11 protein-coding genes and 1 pseudogene are annotated in these 16,022 nt (G+C 56.5%); all 12 read left to right on the top strand.

Features of this window, described 5'->3' with window-relative positions; all coding sequences use genetic code 11:
• Positions 1–8 precede the first annotated feature (8 nt).
• Positions 9–2,162: pseudogene (locus WJU16_RS09460) on the top strand (glycoside hydrolase family 2 TIM barrel-domain containing protein); the annotation flags it as partial.
• Positions 2,156–3,091 carry a beta-galactosidase small subunit gene (locus WJU16_RS09455; protein ID WP_341838074.1) on the top strand — a complete coding sequence of 312 codons (936 nt, stop codon included), beginning with the start codon at positions 2,156–2,158 and terminating at the stop codon, positions 3,089–3,091. The pseudogene WJU16_RS09460 and the gene WJU16_RS09455, both read left to right, overlap by 7 nt.
• On the top strand, positions 3,088–4,974 hold the full coding sequence (locus WJU16_RS09450; protein ID WP_341838073.1) for an MGH1-like glycoside hydrolase domain-containing protein: 1,887 nt from the start codon (positions 3,088–3,090) through the stop codon (positions 4,972–4,974). Before WJU16_RS09455 ends, WJU16_RS09450 begins: the two co-directional genes overlap by 4 nt.
• A 5-nt stretch (positions 4,975–4,979) precedes the next feature.
• Positions 4,980–7,277: an aminotransferase class III-fold pyridoxal phosphate-dependent enzyme gene (locus WJU16_RS09445; RefSeq protein ID WP_341838072.1), complete on the top strand. Its 2,298-nt coding sequence runs from the start codon at positions 4,980–4,982 to the stop codon at positions 7,275–7,277.
• Positions 7,278–7,287: 10 nt separating this feature from the next.
• Positions 7,288–8,181, top strand: coding sequence for a DUF1338 domain-containing protein (locus tag WJU16_RS09440; protein ID WP_341838071.1), 894 nt, complete (start codon positions 7,288–7,290; stop codon positions 8,179–8,181).
• Complete coding sequence (locus tag WJU16_RS09435; RefSeq protein ID WP_341838070.1) at positions 8,181–9,704, top strand: aldehyde dehydrogenase family protein; 1,524 nt, start codon at positions 8,181–8,183, stop codon at positions 9,702–9,704. The genes WJU16_RS09440 and WJU16_RS09435 overlap by 1 nt, the downstream gene beginning before the upstream one ends.
• A gap of 325 nt (positions 9,705–10,029) precedes the next feature.
• Positions 10,030–10,737, top strand: coding sequence for an RNA ligase family protein (locus tag WJU16_RS09430; RefSeq protein WP_341838069.1), 708 nt, complete (start codon positions 10,030–10,032; stop codon positions 10,735–10,737).
• Positions 10,721–11,839, top strand: coding sequence for an AAA family ATPase (locus WJU16_RS09425; RefSeq protein WP_341838068.1), 1,119 nt, complete (start codon positions 10,721–10,723; stop codon positions 11,837–11,839). Before WJU16_RS09430 ends, WJU16_RS09425 begins: the two co-directional genes overlap by 17 nt.
• Before the next feature lie 322 nt (positions 11,840–12,161).
• Positions 12,162–12,521, top strand: coding sequence for a hypothetical protein (locus WJU16_RS09420; RefSeq protein WP_341838067.1), 360 nt, complete (start codon positions 12,162–12,164; stop codon positions 12,519–12,521).
• Positions 12,522–12,692: 171 nt separating this feature from the next.
• The gene (locus WJU16_RS09415; protein ID WP_341838066.1) at positions 12,693–14,048 is read left to right on the top strand and encodes an AraC family transcriptional regulator ligand-binding domain-containing protein; all 1,356 of its coding nucleotides are present in this window, start codon (positions 12,693–12,695) and stop codon (positions 14,046–14,048) included.
• A 124-nt stretch (positions 14,049–14,172) separates the two neighbouring features.
• Entirely contained in the window at positions 14,173–14,769 is a 597-nt protein-coding gene (locus tag WJU16_RS09410) for a sigma-70 family RNA polymerase sigma factor (RefSeq protein WP_341838065.1), read from the top strand.
• Positions 14,770–14,833: 64 nt separating this feature from the next.
• Complete coding sequence (locus WJU16_RS09405) at positions 14,834–16,009, top strand: FecR domain-containing protein (RefSeq protein ID WP_341838064.1); 1,176 nt, start codon at positions 14,834–14,836, stop codon at positions 16,007–16,009.
• The last annotated feature ends 13 nt before the right edge of the window (positions 16,010–16,022 follow it).

Below are 16,022 nucleotides of genomic sequence, written 5' to 3'. Positions count from 1 at the left end.
TTTTTACCATGAGAAAGGATCGTATGAAAATCAGCATTGGATGGCGCATCGGGTTAATTTGCTTCTTTGGGCAGACCGCCGCCGCACAAATGCCGGAAGCCTGGCAGAACCCGGCCGTTCAAACCGAAAACGCCCTGCCGCCGCGCGCTTCGTATATGCCGATGAGCGCCGGAACCGATGGAAAGGCCGCGCCGGATGTTTTGCTGCTCGACGGCATATGGAAATTTCATTTGTCGCCCAATCCCGCCCAACGGCCGCAAGGCTTTTTTGCGGATGATTTCAGCGTGGCGGGATGGAAAGACATCAAAGTGCCGGCGCATTGGCAGACGCAGGGTTTCGACCGGTTCATTTTTACGGACGTGGAATACCCCATTCCGGTGAACCCGCCGTTCCCGCCGGAGCAAGATAATCCCGTGGGGTCGTATCGCCGGAGCTTCCGCGTGCCGGAAAACTGGAAAGGAAAACGCGTAGTGCTGCGATTCGGCGCCGTGAATTCCTTTTTTTATTGCTGGGTAAACGGGAAATACGTTGGGTTGGGGAAAGACAGCAAAACCGCCACTGAATTCGATGTAACGGATTTCCTGCGGAAAGGGGAGAATACCGTCTCGGTGGAAGTATTCCGCTTCAGCGATGCCACATATCTCGAAGGGCAGGACATGTGGAAACTATCCGGCATCGAACGCAGCGTGGAACTGATCGCGCGCCCGAAAGTAGCCGTGCAGGACTATTTTGTGAAATCCCTGCTGGACAGTACCTATCAACACGGCATCTTCCAGCTGGACATTACCATGAACGCCCCGGCCACGGGCGGCCGCCTGGAGGTAAGGCTGACTGATGCGGATGGGAAACCTGTCTTCCAAAGCCATCAACCACTTCAAAAACATACGCTGTACCATTTCCAGGCGAACCTGCGGCACGTAAAAAGCTGGAATGCCGAGCATCCCCATCTTTATACGCTGCGCATTTCCCAGTTCGACCGGAATGGCCGGATGATCGAAAGCATCGCACAGCAAACGGGCTTCCGGACGGTAGAGATCTGCAACGGGTTGCTGCTGGTCAACGGCGAGGCGGTGAAGATCAAAGGCGTGAACCGCCATGAGCACGATATGCACACCGGTAAGGTGATCACGGTGCAAAGCATGGTGGAAGATATCCGGCTGATGAAAATGTACAACATCAACGCAGTGCGCTCCAGTCATTATCCGAATAGTCCGGATTGGTACCGATTGTGTGATGAATACGGGTTGTACGTGGTGGATGAAGCAAACATCGAATGCGACGGGATGTATTTTCATCCCGACAAAACGCTGTCCGATAAGCCGGCCTGGAAGGAAGCTTACCTGCACCGCACCCGCCGGATGTTTGAAGCGAACAAGAACCATCCCTCGATCATCACCTGGAGCCTGGGCAACGAGAGCGGGTTCGGCGAAAATTTCATCGCCACTTATCAATACCTGAAATCAAAAGACGATACCCGTCCCGTGCAATACGAAGCGGCGGAGCGGAATGCGTACACCGATATCGTGTGCCCGATGTATAAGTCCACCAGCGTGATGCTGGAGTATGTGCGCCGGTGGCGCGACAGGCCTTACATACAGTGCGAGTATGCGCATATGATGGGCAACGGCGGCGGCAACCTGCAGGATTACTGGGATTTGATCTATCGCCATCCGCAGTTGCAGGGCGGTTTCATTTGGGATTTTTCGGATCAGGCTTTTAAGAAGAAAGATAAATCGGGAAGGGATATCTGGGCATATGGGCGTGACATGGGGAATGTAGGCGCTACCAGCGATACAAGCTTCTGCGCCGACGGGCTTTTCGCCGCGGACCGCACGCCGCATCCGCAGGCATTTGAATTGAAAAAAGTATTGCAACCGGTGACGTTTGCAGCGGTTCCGATGTCTGCGAATGCCATTGCCGTCACCAACCGGCAGGATTTTACCAACCTCAGTGCCTATGCGCTTTCCTGGTTCGTTGAGCGCAATGGCGAAAGGGTGGCGGATGGAAAACTGGAAAGGCTGGATGTGCCTCCGCACGCCACGCGCATCATTCACCTGCCTTTGCCCGACAGGCAGGAAAGCGGCGAATATTTCCTGACGATTGAAGCACATACAGCGGCCGCCTCGCCACTCGTGCCCGCCGGGCATCGCGCAGCGTGGGAACAATTCCCCTTCAACCCGGCAACTTCCAGCCGCCGGTGCTGTCCGCATCCTCGGTTGTTTTCACGGAAGATGCGCAATCCATTCATTTTACAGGAAAGAACTTCGACATCCGTTTCGATAAAAATAGCGGCTGGCTCACGCAATACACGCTGGGCGGAAAGGAAATACTGCTGTCACCCCTGGAGCCACATTTCTGGCGCGAACCTACGGACAACGACATCGGCAACAGCCAGCAGATGCGCTGCGCCGTCTGGAAAGATGTATTGCATTCCGCCCGGTTGGAATTCATCCGCGTGGAAAAGGATACCGCCGGCAGGAATATCGTGGTTACGCAAATCGCCCTTCCGGCCGTGGATGCGCAATATCACGCCCGGTACCTCGTGCAGCCCGACGGCAGCATCTTGATTTCGGCAGGCATGAAAGCCGGAAAGTCCACCCAGCCCGAGCTTCCCCGATTCGGCATGCGCGTATTGCTGAAAGGGAGTTATGATAACGTTTCCTGGTTCGGCCGCGGGCCTTTCGATAACTACGAAGACCGCAAAACTGCCTCCGCCGTCGGGTTGTACCGCATGAAGGCCGACAGCCTCTTTCATCCGTACCCCCGCGCGCAGGAAAGCGGCTATCGGACGGATGTTCGTCATATTTCTATGACAGATGCCTCAGGCCGGGGGCTTACTGCGCAGGGCCTGCCGCTCATCTGCACGGGTGTGTTGCACTTCGATATGACGCGCCTCGGCTTCGACCGGCATGCTACTGAAAATAACCACGGAGGCTCCATGCAGCGCGAAGACCTTGTCTGGTGGAACATCGATTATAAGCAATCCGGCGTTGGCGGCGACAATTCCTGGGGCGCTACGCCGCATGCGGAGTATATGCTTCCTTACCGCGATTACCAATATTCATTCATCCTTCGACCCGTTGCGCCATGAGACCCATCCTCCTCCTTCTTGCCATAACAGTAATGCAGGGTGCGTTTGCACAGCGCGCCCATTTTTCCGACGTGCTCAACCTCCGGACCGATCCGCCCGCCGGGCGCAGCATCGAGCCCAATGTATTCAGCGACATGGGCGCCTGGCATGCCTACGCTTTGCCGTTGCAGCGGGCAGATTACGGCGCATTTATCGGTCCGCTGCTCATGGATATGAACGGCCGCTGGTTGTCGGACGCCATTTCGCGGCTGAAGGTTTCGGCTGATGGCAGGCAAATGGAATTCACCGGGCACGCAATCCACTATTACCCGGGACTGCTGGAACAATCGTTTGTGTCAGGCAATATTTTCGTCCGGCAGCGGCTGATTTTCGTTTCGGGCAGGGAAGCCCTCCTGCAAACGGATATCCGCAACCGCGGACGGCAGCCGGTTACCTTGAAAATGGAGTACAGCGGCAAGGTGAAAAACGGCCTGGCAGATGCCTCGGGATTGAAAGCTGGTAACTTTTCTATCCTCTGGCCGCAGGCGGATTCCGTGCGGTCCGATAGCTTGCGGTATGCGGCGGTGTGGTCGGCAACGCTCCGGGCAGGTGAAACCTTTTCCCAAACCCAGCGCCACGCCTATGCACCGGATGGCCGCCAGCCCGATGGTCGATACGATTTCAATCAGGAACTTGCACGAAACAAACGCAGATGGGACGGCTATCTGTCGAAGTACTTCTCCGGTACGAAGCGCTTGTCTGAAAAAGAAAAACGCCTCGCCGTGAAATGCATCGTTACGCTGATGACCAACTGGCGCAGCGCTTCGAAAGACATTCTGCACGATGGCGTGTTCCCGTCTGTCAATTACCAGGGATTTTATGGCGTGTGGAGCTGGGACAGCTGGAAACAGGCCGCCGGCATCGCCACTTTTTTCCCTGAATTAGCGAAAAACAATATCCGCAGCATGTTCGATTACCAGGACGAACACGGCATGATCGCCGACTGCATCTACGCCGACAAATCCGAAAACAACTGGCGCGATACCAAACCGCCGCTCGCCGCCTGGGGTGTATGGGAAGTGTTTTGCCGTTCGCGCGATACCGCGTTCGTGCGCGAAATGCTGCCGCGCCTCATTCGTTATCATGAATGGTGGTACAAACACCGGGATCACGACGGCAACGGCTTGTGCGAATACGGTTCCACCGACGGAACGCGCATTGCCGCGGCCTGGGAAAGCGGGATGGATAACGCCGTCCGTTTCGACAGCGCCGTGATGCTGACCCATCACGCCGGCGCCTGGTCGCTGAACCAGGAAAGCGTGGACCTGAACGCTTACCTCTACGCGGAAAAGCAATATTTATCGAAGCTCTGCGCGGTTGCCGGGTTGAAAAATTCGTATGCAGCCGGCGCGAAAACTTTGCAGCAATTAATCGGTAACCGGTTTTACGATGCGCAGGCCGGGTTTTTCAGGGACCGGATGCTGCGATCGCCCGCGCATGTGCCCGTGGATGGTCCTGAAGGATGGATTCCTTTGTGGGCGGGGCTTGCAACACCCGCCCAGGCGGAAGCGGTACAGCACAAAATGGCCGATACTTCCTGTTTCAATACCTATATCCCTTTACCTACACTTTCTTACGCACATCCCGCCTTTGATCCGGGCGACGGCTATTGGCGGGGGCCGGTTTGGCTCGATCAGTTCGCTTTCGGAACGGAAGGGTTGAGGAAATACGGTTACGACACCCTGGCCGCGGCGCTCGAAACGAAGTTGCTGAACGGCGCCGAAGGGTTGTTGCAGGATCAACCGGTTTATGAGAATTATCACCCGCTTTCCGGGAAAGGACTGAATGCCAGGAATTTCAGCTGGTCGGCGGCGCATCTATTAATGATATTGAAAAACAAGTAACGAACATGCAATTCACAGCAAACGAAGTGCAGCAGCTGGTGCAAAAGAACTACCTGCTTGCGGTGGAAGTGGAAACGCTTCAGGGATACGACGAGTATAACTACAAGATTACCGATGCGTCCGGCCGGAAGTTCATCCTTAAAATCACCGGGGAAGAAAAGCCTTATTCTTTTCTCGATGCCCAGCTCCGGCTGCTCGATCACCTCACCGTGAGCCCCGTTGCCTGGAAGTTCCAGCAGATCCTCCGCAACAAGAACCGCCAGGAGCTGACGCCCGTATTCAACAACGGTAAGCAGTACAACGTCCGCATCCTCACCTGGCTCGACGGCGATTGCTGGGTGCACGTCAAAGACAAGCCGGCGGCGTTATATCGGGGATTGGGCACCTTCCTCGGTAAAACCGACGAATCGCTGCAGGATTTCCAGCACGATGCGCTGCACCGGCCGTATGTCTGGGACGTGAATACCGCCGCGGACGCCAACCGCTGGCTGCATTGCATCACCGATCCTGAAAAGCGCCGGCTGGCGGGGTATTTTCTGCTGGCTTTCGAAACGGAAGTGCTGCCAGTGCTCACTTCGCTGCGGCATGCCTGTATTCATAACGATGCCAACGATTACAACGTATTGGTGAAAAACGGGGAAGTCAGTGGTTTGATCGATTTGGGGGATATGGTATATTCCGCGCTGGTCAATAATGTGGCTATCGCCTGCACCTACGCCATGCTGGACACGCCCGATCCCTTGCAGGCCGCGGCCTGGGTGGTGGAAGGGTATCACGCCGCTTATCCGCTCACGGAGCAGGAGGCAGACCTGATCTATTACCTCATCGCTGCGCGCCTCTGCATCAGCGTTACGCAATCAGCCTGGCAGGCGTCCAACGGATCGGTGAACGGGCATCACTTCGTGACGGAACGCCATGCCTGGGACCTGCTGGAAAAACTTATCCGCATCAACCCGCTAAAGGCCGCCGACACCTTCCGGAAATCCTGCGGCATGCCGGCTGTCCTCCAGCCGGATATGGATTACAGCCCCCTGCTGAAAGAGCGCCGTCAGTTCATCGGCCGCAACCTCAGCATCAGTTACAAACAACCGCTGAAAATCGTGAAAGGCGCTTTGCAATACCTCTACGATGAAAAAGGCGGTACTTATATCGATTGTGTGAACAACGTCAGCCATGTGGGCCATTGCCACCCGGTGGTGGTGAAGGCCATGCAGCGCCAGATCGCCACGCTCAACACTAATACCCGTTACCTGAACGATCACCTGGTGGAATTTGCGAAAGCACTCGCCCGCACGCTTCCTTCCCGCCTGAAAGTCTGCTATTTCACCAACTCCGGCAGCGAAGCCAATGATCTCGCCATCAGGATGAGCCGCCATTACACCAAACGGAAAGACGTGATCGTGCTGGATCATGCCTATCACGGCACTTCTACCGTAGCCATCGAAATGAGCCCGTATAAATTTGACGGGAAAGGTGGTTTCGGTCAGATGCCGTACATCCATAAAGCCGATTCCCCGGATTTGTACCGCGGTCCGTATGGCTACGCCGATCCCCGCGCGGGAGAGCGTTATGCGGAAAGCGTGGCGCGGATATTGGCGGAGCATCCCGGGAAAGTGTCGGCGTTCATCTGCGAAACGTTGCTGGGCGTGGGAGGGCAAATCCCCCTGCCGGATAATTACCTCAAAAACGTGTACCGCCTTGTGCGGGAAGCGGGCGGCGTCTGCATCGCGGACGAAGTGCAGGTGGGTTTTGGAAGGGTAGGCGAGCAGTTCTGGGGTTTTGAATTGCAGGATGTGGAACCGGATATCGTGGTGCTGGGTAAGCCCATCGGAAACGGTCACCCGCTGGCGGCGGTGGTGGTCACCGAAGAGATCGCGGATGGTTTCAACAACGGCATGGAATATTTCAACACCTTCGGCGGCAATCCCGTGTCGATGGCTACGGGGCGCGCCGTGCTGGAGGTCATCCAGTCTGAAAACATGCAACAGCATGCGCTGGAAACCGGCAATTTCCTCATGGAAGGCTTGCGCGGGTTGATGGATAAACATCCCGTTATCAGCGATGTGCGCGGGCATGGTTTGTTTGTAGGGGCGGAAATGGTGACAGACAGGGAAACGAAAGAGCCGGCCGTTACCGAGATTAACGCGCTGGTCGAAAAGATGAAGGAACGCGGGTTTTTACTTAGTACCGACGGACCCTTGTATAATGTGCTTAAGATCAAGCCGCCAATGGTGTTCAGTAAACAGAACGCGGCGGATATGGTCCGGCATCTCGACGAAGCCTTAACCGAATTATCACTGTAAATCATTCTTCATGCAAGTTCTCCAACAGATCCTCGGCGGCCTCATGCGCCGTTATAAAGCACGTGTTCCGGATGTGGATAAAGTGATTTCGGCCATGGTCGCCGAAGGCATTATCCGCGAAGCGGGCGAAATCGAAAACGACCACATCGCGTTCCGCACTATGGGCGTACCGCACCTCGGCATCCAGTCGCTCGAAAAGATATTTCTTCACCACGGCTACACCCGCCGCGATTACTATCATTTTACCGAGAAAAAGCTCGACGCATATTGGTACGCGCCTCCCGATCCCGCGTTGCCCCGGATTTTCATCAGTGAGCTGCGGGTGGAGGATTTGTCGCCCGATGTGCAGCGCATCATCCGCAGTTACACCGACGAAGTGACCGCTGATCCCGTCCTTTCCCTGCCGCTCGATGACGTGGAAGCCGTGGATGCATTTTTGCACAGCGGGCTATGGCGCCTCCCTTCCCTGGCGGATTTCAAAGCGCTGGCGAAGGAAAGTGAATATGCTTCCTGGGCGATCTACAACCGGTATTACCTCAATCATTTCACCATCAGCGTCCACAACCTGGCTGCGGGTTACAACAACATCACGGCTTTTAATGAATTCCTGGAAAAGCATGGCCTTATCCTCAACGATTCCGGCGGGAAGTACAAGGAAAGCCCAGACGGTTTGCTGCTGCAAAGCTCCACGGTGGCGGGCATGATCGAAGCGGAATTCGCCGGTGGCGAGCAGATGCGGATCGCCGGTTCTTATGTGGAGTTTGCGGAGCGCAGGGTGCTGCCGGCGTTCACGCAACTTCCGGCGCAGGAAATTACAAGGGCGCACCGGCGCGAGGGGTTTGAGGCCGCCAACGCCAACCGCATTTTCGAGAGCACTTATTCTTCACAAACCAACAAACAGTAATGGACTTTTTACAGGAAACCGGGATCATGGCGCGGCAGTCCGGCGTTAGCACCGGCACGAAATGGCTGGCCGGTGAAGGCGGCGACATCGAATCATTTTCGCCGGTAGACGGCAAGCGCATCGCCAGCGTAACCGCTGCCACATCCGTAGAATACGAGCAGCTCATACGAACGGCCGAGGCCGCATTCCTGCAATGGCGCACCGTTCCGGCGCCGCGCCGTGGCGAAGTGGTGCGCCAGATCGGCGAAGCGCTGCGCGAAAAGAAACAGGCGCTGGGCCGGCTCGTGAGTTATGAAATGGGAAAAAGCCTGCAGGAAGGTTTGGGAGAAGTGCAGGAGATGATCGATATCTGCGATTTCGCCGTGGGCCTTAGCCGCCAGCTATACGGGCTGTCCATGCACAGCGAGCGCCCGCAGCACCGGATGTACGAGCAATGGCACCCGCTGGGGATCGTGGGGATCATTTCCGCGTTCAATTTTCCGGTGGCTGTTTGGAGCTGGAACGCCATGCTCGCATGGGTCTGCGGCAACGTTTGCATCTGGAAGCCCAGCGAAAAGGCGCCGCTGTCGGCCGTAGCCTGCCAGCGAATCGCGGCGGAGGTTTTTGAACGGAATGGCGTCCCCGAGGGTGTAAGCTGCCTGCTGACCGGCGGCCGCGATGCCGGTGCCTGGCTGGCCGAAGACAAACGCATCCCGCTCGTTTCCGCCACGGGCTCCACCGCGATGGGGCAATCCGTTGCCGTGGCCGTAGCCGCGCGGTTCGGCAGGAGCCTCCTGGAACTGGGCGGCAACAACGCCGTCATCGTTTCCCGTCACGCTGATCTCGACATGGCGCTGATCGGTACCGTTTTCGGCGCCGCAGGCACCGCCGGCCAGCGGTGCACCACCACGCGGCGGCTCATCGTCCATAAAGACGTGTACGATGTATTCCGCGATAAACTCATCAAAGCCTACGCTCAACTCCGCATCGGCAACCCGCTCGACGAACGCAACCACGTTGGCCCGCTTATCGATACGCGGGCCGTGCAATCCTACCTGCGCGCGATCGAAGCCTGCAAAGCCCAGGGCGGGCGCTTTGTGGTGGAAGGCGGCGTGATGGAAGGCGCCGGTTTCGAAAGCGGATGTTACGTGAAGCCCTGCATCGCCGAAGTGCAACCCGGCATGCCCATCGTGCAATCGGAAACGTTCGCCCCGATTTTATACCTCATGCCATATGCTTCGCCGGAAGAAGCGATCAAAATACAGAACGGCGTACCACAGGGGCTTTCGTCCGCCATCATGACCCTGAACCTTCGCGAAGCGGAACAATTCCTGTCCGTTTCCGGCAGCGACTGCGGCATCGCCAACGTAAATATCGGGACGAGCGGCGCCGAGATCGGAGGCGCCTTCGGCGGGGAAAAGGAAACGGGTGGCGGCCGCGAGAGCGGCAGCGATGCCTGGAAAGCGTACATGCGCCGCCAGACCAATACCATCAACTTCGGCAGCAGATTGCCGCTCGCGCAGGGAATTCAATTCGATTTGTAAGTATAGATAAGCATCAGCAAGCCTGCGGCCTCTCCGGCCGCGGGCTTTTTTTGTTCAACATCCAGGCAGGATTGGCATGTAACAGCCCCCGAAGCTAACACTTAGGGCAGTACGAAAAGCCGGACCAGCATGTTCGGTTAATGGACGAACCATTCCGCAAAATGACCAACGCTGTTCGTAAGCCGGACCTTTTTTCTAATTTTGCATCCAATCGCAAACACCACAAGCCTTGCGCCATGTAATTGCATTAACATATTGAACCACGCATCCGCGCCCGTTTTCCGGGCGCCGGGAAATCATTTTGTTTAATGTAAATCCTCTAATCATGGCAATATCAACAAAATACGGCCGTACCTATCATTTCCCGTTCTCACCAGGCACCAGCAGCGACGACCGTATCAATTACGATTATTGGGAGCAGCTGTCTGCCATCCCGCAACTGGTGCATACCGAAAAGCTCGACGGGGAGAATAATTGTTTGTCGCGCCTGGGTGTATTCGCCCGGTCGCACGCCGCGCCCACGACTTCGCCGTGGACGGAAGACCTGCGCCGGTTCTGGCAACTGGTAAAGCATGACCTCGGCCCGCTGGAGATTTTCCTGGAAAACCTCTACGCCGTTCATTCCCTCGAATACCGCCGGCTCGATCGTCATTATTATGTATTCGCGGTACGGGAAGAAGGAAGATGGCTGAGCTGGGAAGAAACGCGCTTTTACGCACATATGCTCGACTTGCCAGTGGTGCCGGAAGTGACGTTGCCCGTTATCACCGGCCGCGCCGCATTTGAAAAGGAACTGGTAGCGGCTGCGGGCGGCAGCGGGGCTTTCGGTCCGCACAACGCGGCCACCGGCGCGCCCGCAACGATGGAAGGTATCGTGACGCGCAACGCGGACGGATATCCGGCCGATGCGTTTTCAAAAAATGTATTTAAATATGTAAGGAAAGGGCATGTGCAAACGGACGTTCACTGGACGAGAAACTGGAAGCGCGCCCGCCTCAAACAAGAAGGAGGTAGTTATGTGGACCCTCAGTAACAATAAATCCTGGGAGCATCTCGTGCAGTCGTTCGACTGGGTGCGCGACATGGCGCTCACGCCACAGGATCCGCTGCACCACGCCGAAGGCGACGTGGCCACGCACACCCGAATGGTGCTGGAAGCGATGTGTGCAGAATCGCAATATCAGCAATTGTCCGCGCAGGAGCAGGAGATACTCTGGGCCGCCGCGCTCCTGCACGACGTGGAGAAGCGCAGCACCACGGTTACGGAGCCGGATGGAAGGATTTCCTCGCCCGGCCACGCCCGCAAAGGTGCGCAAACTGCCCGGCAGCTGTTATACGGTGACATCCCAACACCATTCGCCATCCGCCAGCAGGTAACCGCGCTGGTACGCTACCATGGCTTCTCGCTGTGGGCCCTGGAGCGGCCGGACCCTGTGAAAGAGCTGGTGAAAGTGAGCCAGGAAGCGGATACCCGGCTGCTGGCGTTGCTCGCACGCGCCGATGTGCTTGGCCGCATCTGCGCCGACAAAGACGAGATGCTCTACCGCATCGGTTGCTTCGAAGCGCTTTGCCAGGAGCAGCAATGCTGGGGCGTAGCGCGGCCATTCGCAACGCCGCATGCCCGCATGCATTACCTGCTGCATGAAAATGCGCATCCCGATTACGTGCCGTTTGAACAACCGGTAAGCGAAGTGATCCTGATGAGCGGTTTGCCCGGTGCCGGGAAAGATACCTTCATCCGCAGGCATTACCCGGATCTGCCCGTGGTGTCGTTGGACGGGTTGCGGGAAGAAATGGGCGTTTCGCCGACCGATGCTACCGGCAACGGCCAGGTGATACAGGCGGCGAAGGAACGGGCCCGGGTATTTTTGCGGAAAGGGACCCGCTTCGTGTGGAATGCCACCAACGTAACCCGGCAGATGCGCATGCAGTTGCTGGAGCTGTTTTTCACATATAAGGCGCAGGTGCGGATCGTGTACGTAGAAGTGCCGTACCGGCAGCTTTTCCGGCAGAACAGCAGCCGCGAAGCCGTGGTTCCCGCGCCGGTGCTGGAAAAGCTCGCGGCGAAGCTGGAGGTGCCGGCCGCCTGGGAGGCCCATGAAGTGACCTGGATTGCCGCAGATCCGGCTTTTTAACCGCGGGAAGTGTCCGTTTTTGTGACCGGAACGTCCGGTTTTAAAAATGACCGCTCAGCCGAAACCGGTTAACCCGATAGCGATTTTGAAGGCCTGTTGGCCCGGAGGCCCGTCCATTGGACGGGCTTTTTTATTGAAATGCCGTGCTGGTAAGGGTTAGGTTGAAATGTGGCTATGTGTCCGGTCTGTACAAAAACGGACATTTGGCGTGGTTTGGTTTGCCGCTCATCCGCTGATAACTATTCGTTTTAGGAAGATTGGAACCGTTCATACTTTTGGGTCGTCAAACAAACAACAACGTTCATCCCATAAAATTACTAACATGAAAACGATTATCGCACTCATCGCCACCGTCATCATCTCTTTGAATGCCTCCGCCGTTACCCCCGGCGCCGACATGATGTTCAAAACCTCCCTTCGCCTGGCTGCGGAAAAAAGCTGGTACGACGCCGAAGGCAACCTGCTGGCCACTTCCCGCATGATCAACGAAGCGGCGCTGCCCTTCAATGTGATCAAATCACTCATGAAGAAATGCCCCGATTACCAGATCCGCTTCATCCGTGAATTCGAAGCGGAAGGTATCAATACGTATGTGATCACCCTCGAAAACGAAAAAGGCTACAAAGTGGTACGTTGCCTGGATAAAACCCTCACCGTGCTGCAGCAGCTCGAAAAATGCTGATTCGCCATTTTAGACCGATAGCGTTCGTTGCCCGGAAGCCCCTGCTTCCGGGCACGGGCATTTTAAGGACGGGTGGTTTGGAGGCGGAAGGGTTTTTGATTAATTTTATTCCTTGCAGCATCATATTTATTCCTACCAGGACGTAAGCGCCTATTCCAAATCTGTACATGTATGGAAACGCAGGTGACCACCGCCGAGGCGATCAATATCCTCCTCATTTACTGTGAAAAGCTGGGCTGGCCGGTGGATCAGATCATGCAGGATGCCGGTGTGGAACCGGAATCGATGGAAAGCCTCCAGCGCCCGGTGACCCTGGGGGAGCTGTCGCGCTTTTTCGCGTCGGCGGTAAAAATCTCCGGGGATCCTTATATCGGGTTGCACATTGGCGATATCTCGAACCTCGATGCACTGGGGATCGTGGGGCAGCTCTACCGCTACAGCAAAAACATGCGCGAAGGCATGTTCCGCATCCAGCGCTACCTCCCGCTGCTGCACACTGTTTTCAATTTCGATCTCGTGGAATCTCCGGAGCATGCCTGCGTGGTCATGACGCCCCGGCACCACGCGCCCGAAGCCGTTTTCGTAACCCGTCAGTTCATAGAACTCGCCATGGCATATTGCAAGCACGGCACTGAATATGCTTCGCAGGCGGGGCTGAACCCTTACGAAGTGCATTTTGCCTGGGCGCTGACCGCGGAAGAAGAAAAGCACTACGCGGAAATATTCGCTTGCCCCGTTTTCGGTAACCGGGAACAAACGCAGTTGATGTACCGCCCCGCCGATGCCGATTTTCCCAATTTCTTCTACAACCCCGTTTTGCTGAAAGCGTTGGAAGCCGGTGCAGACGCCGGGATGGAACTGGCGCCCTGGAGCAGCAACGACCTCCAGAAAGCATTGCTCATCATGAACGTGGAAGAAAAAGAAAGAAGCCGCATCGCCCGGAGCCTCCACGACGGCGTCTGCGGTACGCTGGCAGCGGTGCGCATGCACCTGGGCGTGCTGCAGGAACAAGTGCCCTCGCTCCAAACGGCCGAATTCCTCCAAACGCTCGCCCTGCTTGACGAAGCCGCCCGCGAAGTCCGCAAAACAGCCCACAGCCTCATGCCGGAAGTGCTGCAACAATACGGCCTCAACTCGGCGCTCGAAACGCATTGTTATAACCTCGCGCCCTGTTGTCCCACGCAAATCCATTTCTACAGCTTCGGCACGCCTTTCCGGTTTGAGCCTGGCGCGGAACTAACCGTATACCGCACCGCTCAGGAGCTGATCCAGAACGCGGTGAAACATGCACAGGCAAACAGCATCATCGTGCAGCTCCAATTCGATGGCGGAGATATTTCGCTGACGATCGAAGACGACGGCATCGGCCTGCCACCCGACCGGCTGCGCCCCGGCTCCGGACTCGATATCCTCCGCCAGAACGTGACCGGCCTCGGCGGAGCCATCGCCTGGGATGGGCGCGAAGGCACCGGAACTTCCGTCTCCGTTACCATTCCTTCCCTTCATTCCATCGTTACGCGGGAGTAGTGCGAATTGTATTATTTTATTATTAATTTGCCGTCAGGCCTTATGAACGATCAACCAAAAGCCTAAAATTTGCGCGCAATCCGGCCCACGTACCGGACTATTTACAGTTTAAACAGGGAGACGCATGACCTGGAAGGAGTCTGATGAAATATTATGGGTAGACGCTCTGCGCAACGACAGCACCGAAGCCTTCGATGCGCTGTACCGCGTGTATTTCCCGTCTGTTTACGCCAACATTTGCCGGCTGGTGCGCGAGCCTTCCGCCGCGCAGGACATTGTACAGGAAGTATTTATCCGCCTTTGGGAAAAACGTGCGCAGCTGAAGCCCGGGCAGACCGCGGGCAACTGGCTCTTCGTGGTCAGCTACAACCGCTCCGTTTCCTGGCTGCGCAAAGATCTCCGCGAAAAATTACAGATTGAAGGTCTGGAAACACTTCCGGATCTGCCAGATCAGGCCGGATTTGATCATACCTCCCTGCAGCTCGACATGCTCGAAAAAGCCATCGAGCAGCTTCCCCCGCAACGCAAAAAAGTATTCCTGCTCTGTAAAGTGCAGGGCCGCACCTATGCCGAAGCGGCGTCCGAACTGCAGATATCCCACTATACCGTGAAGGAGCACATTCAGAAAGCCAGCCAATTCATCCGTGAATATGTGCGGCTGCAGCCGGAATGGCAGGCGCTGGCGCTGGGGGCGCCGTTGCTCACCCATCTGCTGGGATAAAAAAACTTCCTTCTCCAACCCCCTTTTTTCAATTTCCGCGTATTTACTATAAACCTGACCGCTATTGGAGGATCAAGCACAATATCTCCGGGAGCTGCTGGCTAAACCGGACTGGACGGACGACGAGCGCCGCTGGTTGCTGCATTACCTGGAACACACGCCCGCAACGGCACTGAAATCGCTGTTACTGGAAGCTTTCCGGGAAAGAGATATCGCCGTGCCTGATATTGCCCTCCAGGAACGCCTGCTGGCGGGGATTCACGCCCGGATGCAGCCGGTTCAGGAAACCATCGTTACGCCCATGCGCCGTACCAACCGCTGGCGGGTGGCGGCCGCCGTTGGCGGGATGGCGATACTCCTAGGCGGCGGAGCGCTGCTGTTACGCCAGTCGAAATGGCAACCCGAAACCGTTGCGGAAGTGGCGACAGCCAGCAACATCGGACCGAACGGCGATATCGCTCCCGGCGGCAACAAAGCGCAACTCGTGCTGCACAACGGCAAAACCGTGGTGCTCGATCAAACAGCCGACGGCCGGATCGGGGAAGGGAATGTGGAAAAGAAAGACGCCGAACTGTTGTATGATGCGGAAGAAGGCAAAAGCGGAAGCAATATTTTAATCACACCCCGCGGCGGGCAATACCGCGTGCGCCTGGCCGACGGTACAAAGGTCTGGCTCAACGCCGCCAGCCGCCTGGAATATCCGGTGGCCTTCAATGGAAACGAAAGGATGGTCAGCCTCACCGGCGAAGCCTATTTTGAAGTAGCGAGCGATGTACAGCGGCCGTTTTTTGTGATGGTAGACGGGATGAAGGTGCAGGTTCTGGGAACGAAGTTCAACGTCAATGCATATCCTGAAGAAAAACTTTTCACCACCGCCCTGCTCGAAGGCGCTGTTCGTATAACCGGCAGCGGAAAACAAGTGACGCTGAAACCCGGGCAGGAATCGGCTTTCAGCCCGAAATCCGGATCGCTGAAGCAATACGCCGGCGACATGGAAAGCGCCGTGGCCTGGAAGAATGGCATCATCACCTTTAAAAACGACGAGCTTTCGGCCGTAATGCGCGACCTGGGAAGATGGTATGATGTGGATGTAGCATATGAGCCGGGGCTGGACAGCCACATACATGTAACGGGCGCCATGCGGAAACAGGAACACCTGTCGCAGGCGCTGAAAATTCTCGAATTGACGGCCGGCGTCCACTTTGAGGTGGAAGGGCGCACGGTTAAAGTATCCCGATAGAAAATGAAATGGC

Origin of the sequence: Chitinophaga pollutisoli (assembly GCF_038396755.1) — a bacterium.
In the GTDB taxonomy this organism is placed as follows: Bacteria; Bacteroidota; Bacteroidia; order Chitinophagales; family Chitinophagaceae; genus Chitinophaga; species Chitinophaga pollutisoli.
This window is presented reverse-complemented; position numbering and strand designations above follow the sequence as displayed.